The 17176-nt window shown below is 38.5% G+C and carries 14 protein-coding genes, 1 other RNA gene and 1 pseudogene; 11 read left to right on the top strand and 5 right to left on the bottom strand.

What is annotated here, in order from left to right; translation table 11 throughout:
* Positions 1-116: 116 nt before the first annotated feature.
* Together ACX27_RS17510 and ACX27_RS17505 are read left to right on the top strand one after the other, a co-directional pair.
* Positions 117-614 carry a bifunctional nuclease family protein gene (locus ACX27_RS17510; protein WP_062294732.1) on the top strand — a complete coding sequence of 166 codons (498 nt, stop codon included), beginning with the start codon at positions 117-119 and terminating at the stop codon, positions 612-614.
* Positions 615-838: 224 nt separating this feature from the next.
* Positions 839-1970, top strand: a pseudogene (locus tag ACX27_RS17505) (aldo/keto reductase).
* Between the two features lie 34 nt (positions 1971-2004).
* Here the strand turns inward: ACX27_RS17505 and ACX27_RS17500 are convergent.
* Complete coding sequence (locus tag ACX27_RS17500) at positions 2005-2598, bottom strand: MarC family protein (protein WP_062294731.1); 594 nt, start codon at positions 2596-2598, stop codon at positions 2005-2007.
* Positions 2599-2687: 89 nt separating this feature from the next.
* Positions 2688-3263, bottom strand: a complete 576-nt coding sequence (locus ACX27_RS17495) for a Uma2 family endonuclease (protein WP_062298403.1) — start codon at positions 3261-3263, stop codon at positions 2688-2690.
* Between the two features lie 101 nt (positions 3264-3364).
* Here ACX27_RS17495 and ssrA point away from each other — a divergent pair.
* From ssrA to acsF, 7 genes are all read left to right on the top strand, one after another.
* Positions 3365-3753: a transfer-messenger RNA gene (gene ssrA, locus ACX27_RS17490) on the top strand.
* 282 nt (positions 3754-4035) lie between these two features.
* Entirely contained in the window at positions 4036-5073 is a 1038-nt protein-coding gene (locus ACX27_RS17485) for a threonine aldolase family protein (RefSeq protein WP_062294730.1), read from the top strand.
* 54 nt (positions 5074-5127) lie between these two features.
* Positions 5128-5250, top strand: a complete 123-nt coding sequence (locus tag ACX27_RS34925) for a hypothetical protein (RefSeq protein WP_256364346.1) — start codon at positions 5128-5130, stop codon at positions 5248-5250.
* 3 nt (positions 5251-5253) lie between these two features.
* Positions 5254-5874, top strand: coding sequence for a DUF2996 domain-containing protein (locus ACX27_RS17480; RefSeq protein ID WP_062294729.1), 621 nt, complete (start codon positions 5254-5256; stop codon positions 5872-5874).
* Between the two features lie 395 nt (positions 5875-6269).
* Positions 6270-6755, top strand: coding sequence for a hypothetical protein (locus ACX27_RS17475; RefSeq protein WP_062294728.1), 486 nt, complete (start codon positions 6270-6272; stop codon positions 6753-6755).
* 392 nt (positions 6756-7147) lie between these two features.
* Positions 7148-10030: a two-partner secretion domain-containing protein gene (locus tag ACX27_RS17470; RefSeq protein WP_062294727.1), complete on the top strand. Its 2883-nt coding sequence runs from the start codon at positions 7148-7150 to the stop codon at positions 10028-10030.
* A gap of 246 nt (positions 10031-10276) precedes the next feature.
* A complete protein-coding gene (gene acsF, locus ACX27_RS17465) occupies positions 10277-11353 on the top strand; it encodes a magnesium-protoporphyrin IX monomethyl ester (oxidative) cyclase (protein WP_062294726.1) in 1077 nt (358 codons plus the stop codon).
* A 100-nt stretch (positions 11354-11453) separates the two neighbouring features.
* Here the strand turns inward: acsF and ACX27_RS17460 are convergent, their stop codons facing one another.
* The gene (locus tag ACX27_RS17460) at positions 11454-13856 is read right to left on the bottom strand and encodes a helix-turn-helix domain-containing protein (RefSeq protein ID WP_062294725.1); all 2403 of its coding nucleotides are present in this window, start codon (positions 13854-13856) and stop codon (positions 11454-11456) included.
* A 137-nt stretch (positions 13857-13993) separates the two neighbouring features.
* On the opposite strand from ACX27_RS17460, the gene ACX27_RS17455 reads away from it, so the two are divergent.
* Positions 13994-14206: a hypothetical protein gene (locus ACX27_RS17455; RefSeq protein ID WP_062294724.1), complete on the top strand. Its 213-nt coding sequence runs from the start codon at positions 13994-13996 to the stop codon at positions 14204-14206.
* Positions 14207-14514: 308 nt separating this feature from the next.
* Here the strand turns inward: ACX27_RS17455 and ACX27_RS17450 are convergent, their stop codons facing one another.
* Together ACX27_RS17450 and ACX27_RS17445 are read right to left on the bottom strand one after the other, a co-directional pair.
* Entirely contained in the window at positions 14515-15063 is a 549-nt protein-coding gene (locus ACX27_RS17450; RefSeq protein WP_062294723.1) for a single-stranded DNA-binding protein, read from the bottom strand.
* A gap of 601 nt (positions 15064-15664) precedes the next feature.
* Positions 15665-15985, bottom strand: a complete 321-nt coding sequence (locus ACX27_RS17445) for a hypothetical protein (RefSeq protein ID WP_062294722.1) — start codon at positions 15983-15985, stop codon at positions 15665-15667.
* Positions 15986-16603: 618 nt separating this feature from the next.
* On the opposite strand from ACX27_RS17445, the gene ACX27_RS17435 reads away from it, so the two are divergent.
* Positions 16604-17149, top strand: coding sequence for a DUF892 family protein (locus ACX27_RS17435; RefSeq protein WP_062294720.1), 546 nt, complete (start codon positions 16604-16606; stop codon positions 17147-17149).
* Positions 17150-17176 lie beyond the last annotated feature (27 nt).

Here is a 17176-nt window from a genome sequence, read left to right as displayed (position 1 = left end):
AATAGAAGCAATTATAGAAAACCTGCCTATGTTTATTTTTTCTCTTTACACACCAAAAAAGGGTATAAATTGTTACCCATACCTCAAGCTCTCCCAGAATTGTAGAGGCTTCGCCAATGATTGAAATGAAAGTCGCTGGCATAGCATTAGATGCCATAACTCGCAGCCCGATTGTACTGTTAAAAGATGCGTCAGATCGGCGTGCTTTACCAATTTATATTGGTCAAGAACAGGCTAGGGCAATTATGGGGGCGCTGGAGAATCAAAAGCCGCCCAGACCTTTAACTCATGACTTAATGGTAAATATTCTAGAGACGTGGAATATGACTCTAGAAAAAGTAATTATTCATTCCTTACAGAAGGACACATTTTATGCAGCTTTGATTGTGCAGCAAGGCGAAGTCAAAAAAGAAATTGATGCACGTCCCAGTGATGCGATCGCCATTGCCCTCCGTACAAATACGCCGATTTGGGTAATGGAAGAAGTAGTTGCTGATGCTTCAATTCCCGTAGATCGTGATGCTGATGAAGCAGAACAAGAAGCCTTTCGTGAATTTATCTCCAATCTCCGTCCTGAAGATTTGATTAAGCGTTTTGGTAATGGCGATAGCTAAAGAAAGTGCTAATTAATGAGTGCGGAGTGCTGAGAAAGAAAGAGTTCAAGAATTAAAGAAGAATCCAGAATTGCAGAAAGTTTTATTCTGACTTCTGACTCCTGACTCCTGAATTCTATTCTGATAATTTTCCTGCTTTCTTTTTCACACTTCATTCTCAGTGTAAACGCTCTTGATTGTATTTATACTCAGAATTTAGCACTCAATTTTGGTCACTGGAAGTAATGCAATACCGACGCTTTGGCAAAACAAATCTTCACCTCTCGGTTTTTTCTTTAGGGACTATGCGCTATTTGGCTGATGCTGAAAATGCTCAGAAAACTATCGCTCAAGCCTTAGCTCTAGGAATTAATCATATAGAAACAGCCAGAGGTTATGGCAAAAGTGAGGAGTTTCTTGGCCAAGCGATGCAAAATGGGTTATCTGTACCTCGTTCCCAACTCTACATCACAACGAAAATTCCCCCAACAGCCGACGCTGATAGTATGCGACGGTACATTGATGAATCCCTAGAGCGATTACATCTAGATTATTTAGATTGTTTAGGAATTCACGGTTTAAACACTTGGGAGCATTTACAGTGGGTGCAAGCCAAAGGTGGCTGTATGCAAGCCGTTCAAGCAGCAATTGCAGATGGTCGAGTGCGACACGTTGGCTTTTCCACCCACGCAGCTTTAGAGGTAATTCAAGCAGCAATCAGCACAGATTTATTTGAATTTGTCAACCTCCATTATTACTATTTTTTTCAACGTCACGCCCCAGCTATTGAATTAGCTGCAAAAAAAGATATGGGTGTATTTATTATTTCCCCGGCTGACAAAGGTGGAAAACTCTACACACCACCCCAAACCCTCAAAGATTTATGTCAGCCTTATTCACCCTTAGAATTAAATTATCGATTTTTGCTGAGTGATAGCCGGATTACTACTTTGAGTGTCGGCGCAGCCAAGCCAGAAGAATTAATTGAACCTTTACAAGTTGCTGATAGAAATAATGAATTAACACCAGCAGAAATTTCGATTTTTCAAAACTTAGAAAATCATCAAAAAAAATATTTTAGGAACTGATAAATGTAGTCAATGCTATGCTTGTTTACCTTGTCCAGAAAATATCAATATTCCAGAGGTATTGCGATTACGTAATTTAGCAGTGGCATACAATATGACAGATTACGGGCAGTATCGTTATGGAATGTTTGAAAATGCGGGTCATTGGTTCCCTGGAATGAAAGCTAATCGCTGTACAGAATGTGGTGATTGTTTACCGAGATGTCCTGAAAACTTAAATATTCCAGCTTTATTAAATGATGCTCATGAAAAATTACAAGGTAAAGCTGGTAGAAGATTATGGGGATAAATAAAAATTTATATACAACCAATCACTCTAAATTTTAGTGCAGAAATAACTCTTTAATACCTGTACTGCCAATTTCTATTGCCAAGGCTGCTAATAAAAAACCTAATAGCTGGGTGACAATGACTGTACCTTCTACCCCAATTAATTTATCAATTTGGTTTGCCAAGCGCAAAATCAACCAGGTGACAAACATCGCCACAACAATACCCAACACTACACCCAAATGGGGACTTTGAGATTTTGACATTAATAACATCACAGTTGTCAGCGTACCTGGCCCCGCTAATAATGGCAAAGCCAGTGGTGTAATGGCAACATCCCGTCCTTCCTCGTGAATGGGTGTGTCTAGTTCTCCCCGCAGCATTTGTAAAGCAATCAGCAGCAGCAATAACCCGCCTGCTACCCGCAAAGATGCCATACTAATTTCGAGATAGCTTAAAATATATTGACCAGAAAAGGCAAACAATAACAGAACTGCGATCGCTACAATACTCCCTTTATCAATCACTTTATTTCTGTCTTCTGGTTCCATACCCTTGGTTAAAGCTAAAACTATTGGTATATTGCCGACAGCATCTGCCAGGACAAACACTGCAATAAATGTTTGCACAAAAATGGAAGTATCCACAATAGCGCGAGTTGATCAAGGTTTGATAACAACTTACCTTGAATCTGGCTTTGTTTCCTAGCACCTAAAGAAAGACTCAATAATTGTTCCTAACCTCGTGACACAAACAGTCTTGCTACTTCACAAACAAAGTTAGGCAATAACGGTGAGGTAATCACATCATTGATGAGTAATGTATTCACTAGTTTTAACTGAGCATTGTCTCGGCGATAAACTTCAATTCTTTGAGTAATGCGATCGACAATCCAATACTCCTGCACTCCCTGAACCGAATACAGTTTTAACTTAGCCAAGCGATCGCGGTCTTCATTGGCTTTTCCCGGCGATAGCACTTCTACTACCAATTCTGGCGCACCGCGAAAATGACCAGCTTCATCTTGAATTTGTGCTAACCGTTCATAACTCACCCACACCACATCAGGCGCTACATTATCAGAGTCTGAAAAAATCAGCCCTGGCATAATGGAAGGTTCACCCAAACCACTTTCTAAAGACCAAGTGTTTAGTACGGAAAAAATACATCCTATTACGTGCTGATGTTTATGGTGGGGCGATCGCGTCACAAATAACTCTCCATCAATAATTTCATACCGAATCCATTCGTTATCCGGTAACGCTGCTACATCTTGAATTGTCCAGCGAACTTTGCCTGTAGTCTGGCTCATGATAGTTATAGTTAAAGTTACAGAATGAGAGTTTAATATTTCTTTGTCATCTTGTAACACATTTTCCTCACCGCGAATTATAATAAAGATATCAAGTACACGGGTCCGTAACGGTTTCGACAGGTTGGCGAACGCTACTCTGTGACTCAGGTCGAGAGTGAGTCTTCTCTCGCAAATATCAGGCTCAAAAAAAAAGTAAATGCGAATAACATCGTAAAATTTGCTCGTAAGGAAGCCCTAGTAGCTGCCTAATAGCCTCTTATAGGTTCGAGCGTCTTTAGTCCGACTCCGTTAAGGGCTAGAGACCAACCCCAACGGATGCTCCAGCAGGTGTTCTCTGGTTGGCTTGCTGGCTAAGACTTAATCAGAGCATCCTACGTTCGGGACAATGAACGATTCCCGCCTTGAGGGTCAGAAAGGCTAAACCTGTGAATGAGCGGGGGGTCAATACCCAATTTGGACAGCAGTTCGACTCTGCTCGGATCCACTAAAATAACCAACTAATCCACCAAACAATTGTTTAGGTGGATTTTGTTTTGCAACTATGGAATATGACTAGAACTTACGTACAAAGATTGGGTGTCAGAGTGTGAGGGTGTAGGATTGCTATAGTTAAAACTAAAAATTACAGCAAATTTCAAGTGAGTGAAGTACACAATTGAGTTCTCAAAGCTAAGTAGAGAGTTTATTCTCTCTCCTGAATTCTTACTTCTGACTCCTGAATTCTGAATTCTGCTGTAGATATTGCAGTAATTTTCTATTCATTAAAAATATGAGTAATAACGCCGAACAGTTTGCTAGTGATAATTACTCCGGAATTTGTCCAGAAGCACTAGAGTATATGCTTCAAGCTAACCTTGGTAGTGCGCCGGCTTATGGTAATGATGAATGGACTCAAAAAGCGGCTGACTATTTTCGGGAATTATTTGAAATTGATTGCGAAGTATTTTTTACCTTTAATGGCACAGCAGCTAATTCTTTATCTTTAGCAGCATTATGTCAGTCATATCATAGTGTGATTTGTCATGAGACGGCGCATATAGAAACAGATGAATGTGGTGCGCCAGAATTTGCTTCTAACGGTTCTAAACTGTTGTTGGCTCCAGGAGAAAATGGCAAATTAACAGCACAAAGCATCGAATCTATTGTTACTAAGCGTACAGATATTCATTTTCCTAAACCTAAAGTCATTAGTATTACGCAATCAACAGAATTAGGCACAGTCTATACCATTGAAGAACTTTGGCAAATTAAAGAAATTGCTCAGAAATATCAATTAAAAGTTCACATGGATGGCGCTCGATTTGCCAATGCTGTTGCAGCGATGAATAAAAGCCCCGCAGAAATCACCTGGAAAAGTGGTGTAGATGTGTTGTGTTTTTGCGGGACAAAAAATGGTATGGCTTTGGGCGAAGCAATTATATTCTTTAATCGAAAATTAGCGGAAGATTTTGATTATCGTTGTAAACAAGCAGGACAATTAGCTTCTAAAATGCGGTTTATTTCTGCGCCTTGGTTGGGTTTGTTAGAAACAGGTGCGTGGCTGAAAAATGCGCGACACGCTAACCAATGTGCAGAATATTTAGAAAATCAACTATTACAAATAGATGGTGTGGAAATTATGTTTCCCCGCGAGGCTAATGCTGTATTTGTCAAACTACCAGAGCAAGTTATTCAAAATTTGAAAGATAAACATTGGCAATTTTATACATTTATCGGTGTTGGAGGAGTGCGTTTTATGTGTTCTTGGAATACGACTAAAGCCAGAATGGACGAATTAATCAAAGATGTACAGGAAGCGATCGCCTAAACTACTAGAAGTAAATTTGCTCCCTAGAAATATAAGGAATTTAACTAGCATCCATTGACTTTTGACTATGGACTATTAACTCTTGATTATCAATTAGCTCTTATATGTCAAAATCAAGATAAATTAGTACACAAAGGTGAGCGATCGCTCCCAAAGCTAGATAAAGGATTGACCTAAGCAATGGCAGACGAAACCAATCACAATCAAGCGGGAGAGGTAGCTCCCAGCACTGTTGACAAACAAGCTCCTACTGTTGCTGAAGCAAACGCCCCCAGCACCAGCGAACCAGTAGCTACAGATATACCTACTGCCAACGCGCCAGATCCCAAAGCAGCCAACCCAAAAACTAACCCTAACGCTGCTAAACCAACCGCCGATGGTGCAGAAAAACCAGCCGCCGCTAAAGCCGCCAAAAAAGAGAAAGCCCCAGCCGTTGAAGATAAGCCGTTTGCAGAGTTTATCCAGCAAGAATACATCCCAGCTTTGCAAAAGGCGATCGCGGAGGAAGGCGTACAAGATTTACAATTAACTTTTGCTAAACAAAAACTGCCAATCGCTGGTTTACCTTCCGATGAAGAATACTGGCAAGTTATTGGCAATTGGCAAAACGGTCAACGTCAATTTAACGTGTATTTTCCCGACGAAGATATTCAAGGGAAAAAAGGCTTTTCCTGCAACGAAGGCAAAAGACCCAGTACCCTTGAATCATTCTTAATTGACGAACGTAAAACTACACTAGATTTGTTGGTATTTGGTTTAGTGCGGCGTTTGAACAGTCAAAAATGGCTGGGTAGAAACTAGAGATTGTACGAATAGTCAATAAGTAAACTATTGTTACAAACCAATACTTTACTTTAGTAAAAGAATAATTGCTCAGGCAGTCAGAGGAAGACATTAGTTTCAACTTGCCTTCTACTTCCTGAGCTTTTTTAATTAATTTTCTGCTATCAGCAATTTACGCTGGTTCATTTGGTTTAAATTATTTTTATCTAGATAAAATACAAAATTTAACCAGCAAATATCCTGTTTTGGCCGTAGTATAAATCCAAGCCTCAGTTCTATATAAAATCAGTTATACAGAATAACGTGAAATAAGCTAAATATCACGGCTAGTATATCTGTCAAAATGTAGAAAAATTACATTATTTTGTAACTAATAGGCAAAATTCATTGCGGTTACTTAGGAATTAGTTGATATGTTGCAAGTTTGGTTAAATCGGCTATGGAAATTATTGCTCGTTGTCATTCTATCTATAAACATACTAGTTCCCATAAATTCTGCATTAGCAGCTAATTTTAACGAAGTGATTCTAGAAAAAATGGTAATTGGAAATAGCATTAGTATGCAGACACCTATTCTCATGATAGTAGGTACTCTAAGTCAAATACGAGTAACATCCATAAAAAATTCTAGTAATCAGGCAGGACAAATAATTGTCACAGTCCAAGGTGCTAGTGTCAAAAAATCTAATATTTTGTCAATGAAACCAGGTGACGAGTTCCCTCTTAATCTTGATACTTGTTTCGGCAGTACAACAACCGTAAAATTTGATGACGCAGTTACAGATATTCAAACTCAACAAACGCTTTTTTCTGCGAATTTTGCAACGGTGACTTCAAATTCGATGAATCTTAGAGGTTACACAATTAATTACCAAATTTCACCCCAATCTTGCCCATAAATTGGAGTTTTTTGAAAAGTCTAGTTAATTACTTTTGCTGGCCAATATTAAGTTGCAACTACATAAGTAAAATCCACCTGTATGGGTTGAAAAACTTTGATTTTTTATTAGTCAGCATAGGCGGTAAGACAATTGTTGCGTAAGAGATGACCTTCGCAGATAAATTGCGCTAGAGACTTTGTTGGTGTAGTGGCAACTTATAAAAGTCATATTTTGATTTTTTATAAAAATCAGTATGCTTACTAAATATATTTTTGCCGTTTCCTGTTAAGAGTTCCCTATTCGCTGCCTATACAATTAGGCTCAGTAATCAAATTAGGATTCTATACTTGCCAAATATTTTTCAACCATCCTCTGAAATACATTAATAATTATCTCAGGCACACAGAACTATGAAAAATTTCAGATTAAAATCTTGTTTTGTGAGTGGAATAATATGGTGTTGTCTGACTCCAATAAACGTTACGCAGGCTCAAATTGTTCCTGATACAACATTACCTAAAAATTCTGTTGTTACACCCAATAATATGATATGGGAAATTACGGCAGGTACTGTAGCAGGTAATAACCTTTTTCATAGTTTTAAGCAATTTAGTGTTCCTGAAATGCACACAGCCGATTTTATAAATCCTAGTGCAAATATTCAGAATATTTTAGTGCGGGTAACAGGTGGAAGTCGTTCTGATATTTTCGGAACTCTCAAAACTTCTGGAGTTGGTAGTCCAAACTTATTTTTGCTTAATCCTAATGGAATATTATTTGGCCCTAATGCTAGTTTAAATGTTGGTGGCTCATTTGTCGCTACCACAGCTAATGCGATCGCTTTTGGCAATCAAGGTTTCTTCAGTGCTTCTGTGCCAAATAATCCAGCATTACTCACAGTCAATCCTTCAGCTTTTTTATTCAATCAAATTTATAATTCTTCTATTACTAACCAATATACAAATCTATCAGTTCATAATGGTCAAAGCTTATTATTATTAGGTGGTAAAGTCTCTATAGACGGCGGAAATTTATCTTCTCCAGGTGGACGAATTGAGTTAGGAGCGGTAGCGGGAGAAGGAACTGTAGAATTAAATACTAATAATCAGAATCTATATTTAAGTTATCCTGATAATTTAATAAGAGGCGATATTTCGATTCTCAATGGCTCTGCAAATGTGAGGTCTAATGGCGGCGGTAGTTTGAGCATAAATGCCCATAATTTAAGTATTTCCAATACTCAAATAATAGGTGGACTAATTGGAAATTTCAATCAGGCTGGAGATATTATTCTTAACGCCACAGGAAGAATAAATATTACAGAGAGTGTGATTACTAATAGTATTAGAAACAGTCTTGATTATGCGATAAGTAATACTGGACGTATTGACATTCAAGCTAGAGCAGTTTTATTGAATGATAGTTTCATTAGAAGTGATGTGGGCAATTCTTTCTCTTCAGCTACAGGCAATACGGATGGTGTTCACATCAAAGCTGAATCAGTATTATTGGATAATACTGCATTGAGTGCTAGTAACTATGGAAGAGGAAGTACTGGGGGAGTATTTATAGAGGCGAAAGAATCTGTCAATAGTAATAATAGTTTTATTAATAGTGATATTAATAGTGGTAGCTTTGGTACTACAAGTGGGATTAAAATAATAGCTGGTTCTGTTTTATTAAAAAATACTACATTGAACTCCATTAATTCAGGCAATGGTAATACGAATGGAGTATCTATAAAAGCTAATGATTCTGTTTTCTTAACCAACAGTGCCATAAGTACTACTGCTACTGACGAAAGTACGAGCAATGCTAGTAATCTGAATATCCAAGCTAGAGACATCTTTTTAAATGCCTCCTCTCTAGACTCATCTGCCTTCAATGCAGGACTTTCTGGCAACATAATAATTAATGCTCAAAATATATTATTGAATAACAGGAGTTTTATTGGAACTCCTGTAGACAGTATGGCTAGTCCTGGACTAATTGATATTAATACTAGAAACCTAACTTTAACGAATGGTGCAGCAATTTCATCTATAACCACTGGCTCACGCAATGGCGGAAACATTCAAATTAATGCAACAGAATCAGTTAAGCTAATAGCATTTTCTCCAGACCCAGACTTCAAATTTTTCTCTTCAGGATTATTTACTGACACTGTAGGTAATGCGATTGGTAAAGCGGGGAATATTGATATTAAAACTCGTCGTTTGCAGGTAACAGATGGAGCATTAGTAAGTGCTAGTAGTAGTAGCGGAGGTCGGGGAGGGAACATTAATATTATTGCCGATACCGTTGATTTAGTTGGTGGTGGTCAAATTTTAACCAGTGCTTCCAATATTGGTAATGCAGGTAACATTACTATCGAAGCCAAAAATAGGGTGAACATTAGTGGTAGTGACCCGACTTTTGCAGCACGCTTGGCAGAATTTGGTAGTAACTCAATTATTAATGACGGTGCTAATAGTGGTTTGTTTGCGCGTGTACGTGGAACTGAACGCGCTAATGCTGGCGATATAACAGTTAATACTCGTCTTTTAGGATTGAATAATCAGGGAACAATTACAACAGGGACAACTGCTGGTGAAGGGGGAAATATTAATCTCAATGTGAGAGATGTTGTGCTGTTGCGAAAGAATAGTACTATTTCTGCCAATGCAGGTACCGCTAATGCAGGCGGTAATGGCGGAAACATCAATATCAACACCAACTTTTTAATTGCTATTCCTGGTGAAAATAGCGATATTAGCGCCAATGCTTTTAATGGTAGGGGTGGGAGAATAGATATTACAGCACAAAGCATTTTTGGGATTGCACCAAGTTTCCGAAATACGCAATTTAGTGATATTACTGCTAGTTCTCAACTGGGGATCAATGGAGAGGTGACTATTAATACACTACAGGTTGATCCGATTCAGGGGTTAAGTGAATTACCAACTAGTATTGTTGACAGTTCAACGTTACTCGCTGCTGATTGTTCAAAAGAAGATGAAAATAACAATAGTCAATTTGTGGTGACAGGACGTGGCGGTTTACCTACTAACCCCTATGAACTTTTGGGTGGTGATGTGTTGTGGTCAGATACTCGCACAAGAGAAATGACAGCTAGGCGAAATTTACCTGTAGATGTTAAATCACCTGCTATGGAAAAAACAATGGCGATCGCACCTGCTAATGGTTGGCGTTTCAATGGTGCGGGTGAAGTTACCCTGATTTCTCACGCATCTGGGGCTGAGGAAAATCTTTTAAAGTCTAATGCTTATGCTTGTCCAAAGCAAGAACGATGAAATAACTGCGATTGTTCAGAGTCGCTCTTAAAAAGCTGGGAGATTTATGTAGAGTTGTTGCAACTCTTAACGTTTCACATACCAGTTTTCCTCTACACCTTGGTAGACTGAATTTTATACAAATTAATTATTGTCCTTTGCTGCGCCCAATGAAAGTATTACCATTGACTTTCAGGTTAAGCGGTCTAAACTGCACAACCCAAAGGGCGTAATCAAGATAATAAAGACACTCGTGGCAATCAAGACATGGTAGATTCCCTCAAAAAACCAGGCTTTGAAGAAATACGGCCAGGGATTAAAGTCCCGGCAAAAGAAACCTTATTAACACCACGGTTTTATACTACCGATTTTGATGAGATGGCGCGGATGGACATCTCTGTAAACGAAGATGAGTTAATCGCCATCTTAGAAGAGTTCCGCGCTGATTATAACCGCCATCACTTCGTTCGGGATGCCGAGTTTGAACAATCCTGGGATCACATCGACGGGGAAACTCGCCAGTTGTTCATTGAATTTCTAGAGCGTTCTTGTACAGCAGAGTTTTCTGGCTTCTTGCTGTACAAAGAATTAGGTCGTCGCTTAAAAGATAAAAGCCCCGTCCTAGCTGAGTGTTTCAACCTGATGTCACGGGATGAAGCACGTCACGCTGGCTTTTTGAACAAAGCGATGTCAGACTTTAATTTGTCTCTTGACTTAGGGTTTTTAACCAAGAGCCGCAATTATACCTTCTTTAAACCAAAATTCATTTTCTACGCCACTTATCTTTCCGAAAAAATCGGTTATTGGCGTTATATCACCATTTACCGTCATCTGGAAGCGCATCCCGAAGACAGAATTTATCCAATTTTCCGGTTCTTTGAAAACTGGTGTCAAGACGAAAACCGTCACGGCGATTTCTTTGATGCCATTATGAGAGCGCAGCCACAAATGCTGAACGACTGGAAAGCAAAACTTTGGAGTCGCTTTTTCTTGTTGTCTGTATTTGTGACCATGTATCTTAATGATTTACAGCGCAAAGATTTTTACGCTGCTATTGGTTTGGATGCACGAGACTATGATATCTACGTCATCAAGAAAACCAATGAAACCGCAGGTAGAGTCTTCCCGGTAATGTTGGATGTGGAAAATCCAGAGTTTTACGATCGCCTAGATTTATGTGTTAAGAATAACGAAAAATTGAGCGCGATCGCTAACTCCAAAACACCTAAATTCTTCCAATTCTTCCAGAAGTTGCCATTATATATCTCCAATGGTTGGCAGTTCTTGAAGTTGTACTTAATGAAGCCAATTGATGCCGCTTCGGCTCATGGTATGGCACGCTAGATTTACTGGATAATTTGATGAGCATGGTATTAGTTAATTAATACCATGCTTTTTTATTTTTCGTTCTTAGGGTATTCCAAAAAATCAATTATCCACACTTCTATCTCCCTTGTCCTCCTTGTCTATTCTGCATAGACAAACTTTTATATATCTTCTCAACTTGCTTCGGTGCTTTGATTTCCGTAAATAACTGAATTGCTTGCTGAAAATACCTTTGGCTGACATCAGTCTTGGCGAGTTGTTGATAAGTTAAGCCTAATTGAAAATACGCTTCTGCTAAATCACATTTAGCGCCTATTTGCTCTAAAAGTTCGATAGCTTCTGTGTGATGAGCAAGGGCTAATTGATAATCTGCTTGTTGGCGATAAATTTCTGCTAAACCATTTAATGTTTTCGCTTTGACTTGCATATAATGACCTACTTCGGCAAAGGTCAACGCTTGCTGAAAAATTTGGTTTGCTTTAGATAAATCACCTAAATTGAGATATGTTTGACCTAAAATTTGGAGGAAATAAGCAAATCTTCCCGTCTTGAGTAATTTCTCGTTTGCAATATTTTCATAAGCTGCATTGGCTAATTCATCAGCCGCATCATAAAATCCTAAATAGGAATTAACTAATGCTAAACATACAGAGGCTTTTTCTGCCCAGCGATGATGTGCGGTATTTTGAGCCAGGTAAATTACTTGTTGAAATAAATTGAGGGCTGATTCTAGTTCCCACAAGTCTATTTTGTAAAGACCAATACTTAACAGTGAATCGACTTCTAACATTCGCAGATAGTACACTTGATGTTTATTTTCTAACTGCGGTACAAGTGATTTTAGTGCTTGTGTGGCTAAATTGATAGTTTTTTCTTGACAGGCGATCGCTTGATTAATTTTCCCGTTTATCCAATATAAATCGCCCAAAATATTATATAATTCAATAATATTTTCTTCTGATGCAATATTGTTAATTACTTGATTAATTGCCGCCAAAATAGGCTGAATTAGTCCCATTCGATATAACGTACTACCCAGAGGTAAAAACTGTTGCCACTGATTATTGCGACTTTTGAGAATAATTTTACCAGCTAACTCAAATTCATTAATTTCGATGTAATGATAGTATGCCTCTAAAGCTTGTAAAGCATCTTCAAATGTAGCGATTTGTGTAACACTAGCTGTCCAAAATTCGGCGGCTTTGTGATTTGTAATTTCCCATTCATCACTAGTGCGTAACCGGGCGATCGCTTCGGCGCGAATTACCGGGTGTAACCAATATTCGCCTTGATTACAATCTATTAAAGAGCGATTTCTTAAAGAAGCAATAATTTGACGATGTTCAGTCGGAGGAACATCCCAAAGTAAACAAAACAGCCCTGGAAATGGAATCGTGGGTATATCTTGGTAGCGATAACAGCCCAAACGGCACAGCAAACGATAAGCTTGAGCATCAAGGGCTTGTAAACGATTAATTTGACTAACGGCTAAATTTTTTAAATCGGTGGCGGCTAAAGGATCATCATGATTTGCTTGCCAATATAAACTCATATCACCGCCAAAATCCTCCTGCATTGCACCGCACAGAATACCCATTGCTTTGGCATTACCGCCGTAAGTATGATGTATTTGTTGCAAAGTAGAAAGATTAATCGTTAACCCACGGTTGCTAAAAAACTTTAGCCAGGTGCTTTGATCTAAACCGGGAAGCCGATAATGATGGACATTTAATCCTGGTTCGCACAAGCGATCGCGGCTAGTAATCAAAGTAACAGACTGCACCCGCACATCAGCCAAAACCCGCAACAGTTCTACATAGCTGTGGTGAGGCGCAATTAACTTTCCCTGCTGATCTAATGCAGGTTCTAAATTATCAATTAAAATTCCAATTCGCCGATTATGTAGTTGGCGCTTTAGTCTTCCTAACGTTACGCCAAACTCTATTCCTGGTTCTTCCCCAAAGTCTTGTTTCAACCATTCCTCTACCACCCGTTCCGCCGCAGTGATATTTTGGCTTTCCTTCGCCATTAATAGTTCTAAAACCAAGTCAAAACCCTGGGTTTGTAGATATTGCTGGGCGAGAGTAGTTTTGCCTAAACCTCCCTCACCTTGGATGACAATGATTTTCGCGCCTTGATTTACCAGAGTATTCAAATGAGCGATCGCATCTTGTCGCCCAATAAAACTAGTATCTTCTAATTTGGGGACAGTTTGTGGTAGCGATGGTAAGTCATGAATCAACCCTGATATTGCAGAAGTTTTTCTCAGAACTCGTTCCAAAGTAGCGCGACAATTACTTTTAGTAATCTTCTGTCGCAACACCTGAGACAGTAACTTCCATAACTGTGAGCCAACATCCTTAACGTGTCCTTCAGTACAGCCGTAAGCATGGGCAATATCTAAATATTTTCTACCCAACCAAACCTGCTGAAGAATAACTTTTTGCAATTCGCTCAACCGTTCCCCAGTTTGAGCAGGAATGATGGTCTCTAACCATGCTAATGCTGCTTCAGCGTTCATTATGTAACGATGAGGGTAGTTAGATTCTAGAACTATAGATTACTCTACAATTCTCATATCCCATTTTTCCGATAAGATTCGATGAATCCGACTTTTCGCATTTATAAATATGTCAGCTCTTTAGGGATTGCTAAAGAATGTCAGAACTGATTTTGCATTGTGCAGATTGGTATGAAGCTACTTACTTTGTACAGAAGGAAAATGCCTGGGATATTCTCAATGAAGAAATGAAATGTTTACTTGATGTTAAATATATGGCAAGAGATTATCTCATAAACTCCATCACTCGCAAAGGAACAGCAGTTTCAAGAATATGTGAAGAAATATATCAACGTTATTTAACAAACTAAATAAATCCGGTTTTTCCGTAACTTTAGCCAGTAATACCAATTGAATGTGAAGTTGCACATATTTCGCTCCCCCTAAATCCACGCCACTGTCCTCCGCAACACAGTAGCCTTAAAAAGGGGGACTTTGATATATGTTTTTCCGGTTCCCCATTTTTAAGGAGTCGCCGCAGGTGGGAGGATCTTAACTGAACCGTATTGATTTATATCCTATCCCACTGAGCAGTTATGATTCACTGCATGTGTGCAGAAACAGCAAAACCCTATCCTCTGCTCCTCTGCGCCCTTGTAACCTGAATGATAAGTCCAGTTTAGAACGGAATATCATCTGGATCTGGTTCTTCTGTAGGTGGCGTATAGCTACGCTCAAAATTGCTTGGTTGATATACTGGTTCAGGGTTTTTAACTGGCGGCGCAACACTAACATTGCTAGTAGCAGGCGCAGATGCGGGACGGGGTGAATCATAACTGGGAACCTCAGCTTGAGTATATGTTGAAGCTGAAGTTGCTGGTTGTGAGTAGGTTTCTGGAATTGATGAAGTAGTAACGAAACCTTTGCCTACAGGATGAATGCGTTGTACTGTCAGTTCGGCACGTTTTTCTTTAAAACCTTCGGGACGACGCTCGAATGTGATCATCCCTAAACGGCCTTCTATAATAACGCGATCGCCTTGATGATAATTTTGCTGCACCTCGGTCGCTAAATTTCCCCAACTGACCACTTTCAACGTTGCTGGCGGATCTTCCGGGCGCTGGGAATTAGAAAACTGTACTAGCATTTCTGTAACTGCCAGATTATCTGCTGTGTAGCGTAATTGTGGCTCTTGAATAATATCTGCCATTAAAACGCAACTGTTCATCGAATCCCTCCTAATCTCAATAATTCCTAATCCGTAATCCGTAATTATGAATTAATTTATAAACTGTCTATTGTGCGTTATTTCTAGCATAAAAGCCAAGCGATGGCGTTGCACACTAGTCATAAAACTACTGGCCACCTTCGCCTGACTAAAACGAGCATTGATTTCTGCATGAGTAGTATAATTGTACCATCAAGCTAGAAAAAATACTATATCAAGACTTAAGTAGTGCGACGTAAATATTTGTACTTGGGAAAATGCAGGACGCAGAAGGGAATAGGGTTTTAGTTTAATCAACCTTTCTTAATATAGTTTTGTTTTTTCCCACTGACTGTTAAGAATGGGTCTGGGGGTTTGATGGTGTAAGGGTTTTGAAGTTCCCATGAAAAATTTAATAGTAGAGACGTAGCATAGCTATATCTCTACTATCAAGATGTCTTTTATCGCAGTAGCCAAGATGCTTAGGAAATCAGAGAATAACGTTTAACTCTGTCACCTGTCAATGTAATTTGTATAGGAAATCACAATTGTCATTCCCTTCACAACCATTTCCTCTTTACTTGTCTAACTACCTAAATCTAACTGTAGTTCTAACCCATTATTACCATCTGTAGATTGAGCTGCGGGTAGTAAAAAAAATCGAGTTACTGGGAAGTGCGATCGCTCGATTAAAACGCAGTCCATCAGTCGGTGATTTCTTTGTTTGAGTATTGTTAGAGGTGCGGCTTATTTCTCCTCCTTCAAAGAATTTCATAAAGTCATCTTCGGCTGTTCTTGTCCCAATTCCTTCTAGAGAATCACTAGTTACTTTGTAGTTTTCCTGGCTGACATTGGGAGCCGTTAATGACTGAGCGCGAACCGGGTTTTCTAAGCTGACAATGGCTGCAACAACTGTTAAAGCAGCAATAATTTGAGCTTTCATGATTTTTATCCCAATTCTTTTGTTCTGCTTGCTATTATTATTTCAGCAAATAATTTTCGTAACTTTTGCTATTAGATATAATCTATATCTGCCAGTATTTTATTTAATAGGTAAATTTTCTGTCAATACTTTTGATGATTTACTTACAAAATACAATTTATATGTAATAAAAATTATAATTATTATTTGTGAAATTTAATAAATATTAAGATTATATTCGCTAAATTAAGTTTATTAAGAGCAAATTTAGGGGAGTAGGGATTAATAAATATTAAGCATATTGAGCCAATTTAAGGTTTACTTTATAAATCATCTCTTAGGGTAGTACAACGATTTTATTCCAGTCAGGTACATTCACCTAGCCTCTGTTACCTATCTACTCGTACTACACTCAACCGAGAAACGCTGTAGGAATAATATTGATAACTTACTTACTGATACCAAATCTATGTAAGCCTACTAAATAATAAATTCCAACTTATTTGTTCTGTATTTTATATAACTATGATTTTTAACAGCCAGTTGCTTCTTTGGTAAGAGGAGTAGCAGCTAGAGCGCCAGTAGGGTTGAAGATGTGCTTGGGAAATCAAACAATAACAATCAAGCAGGAGAATAAAAATGGTTAACCTACAAGAGCGTCCAGCCTCTATTACCAAAATCACCAATATTCAGGAAAAATTGCATTACGAACTCTGCGGTATGTACGATGCCGAATGTCGCTTTTTAGAAGCTCAACAGATAATGATGCAATGTACTGAAAACAAACAATTGCAATCATTAATCGAAACTCATATTCGAGAAACTGAACAACAAATTAGAAACTTGGAACAAGTTTTTAGCAATATGGGTAAACAACCGAAACGGATGACTTGTGAAGTTGCAGCTGCGTTAATCAGTGAAGGACAAAAATATTTACTGTTAACTAGTGAAAATTCAAGTCTTTTGAATTTGACACTAGCAGCAGCATTAGCAAAGGTAGAAAACTTTGAGGTGTTCTCCTATCAAGGTTTGATTAAGGTTGCAGAGAACATGAAGCAGCAAGAAGTAGTAAAATTGTTACAACAAAACTTGCAGCAAGAACAACAAACAGTTCAAAAAATTGAACAGATGATGCCACAGTTACTGCAAGAAACAACATCAAATACTAGCAGCAATCGCAAGTAAGATTAGTTAATAGAGACGCGAAATTTC

The organism is Nostoc piscinale CENA21 (assembly GCF_001298445.1).
Classification (GTDB): domain Bacteria; phylum Cyanobacteriota; class Cyanobacteriia; order Cyanobacteriales; family Nostocaceae; genus Nostoc_B; species Nostoc_B piscinale_A.
Note: the sequence above shows the minus strand (reverse complement) of the source record. Positions and strands in the feature narration are given on the sequence as shown.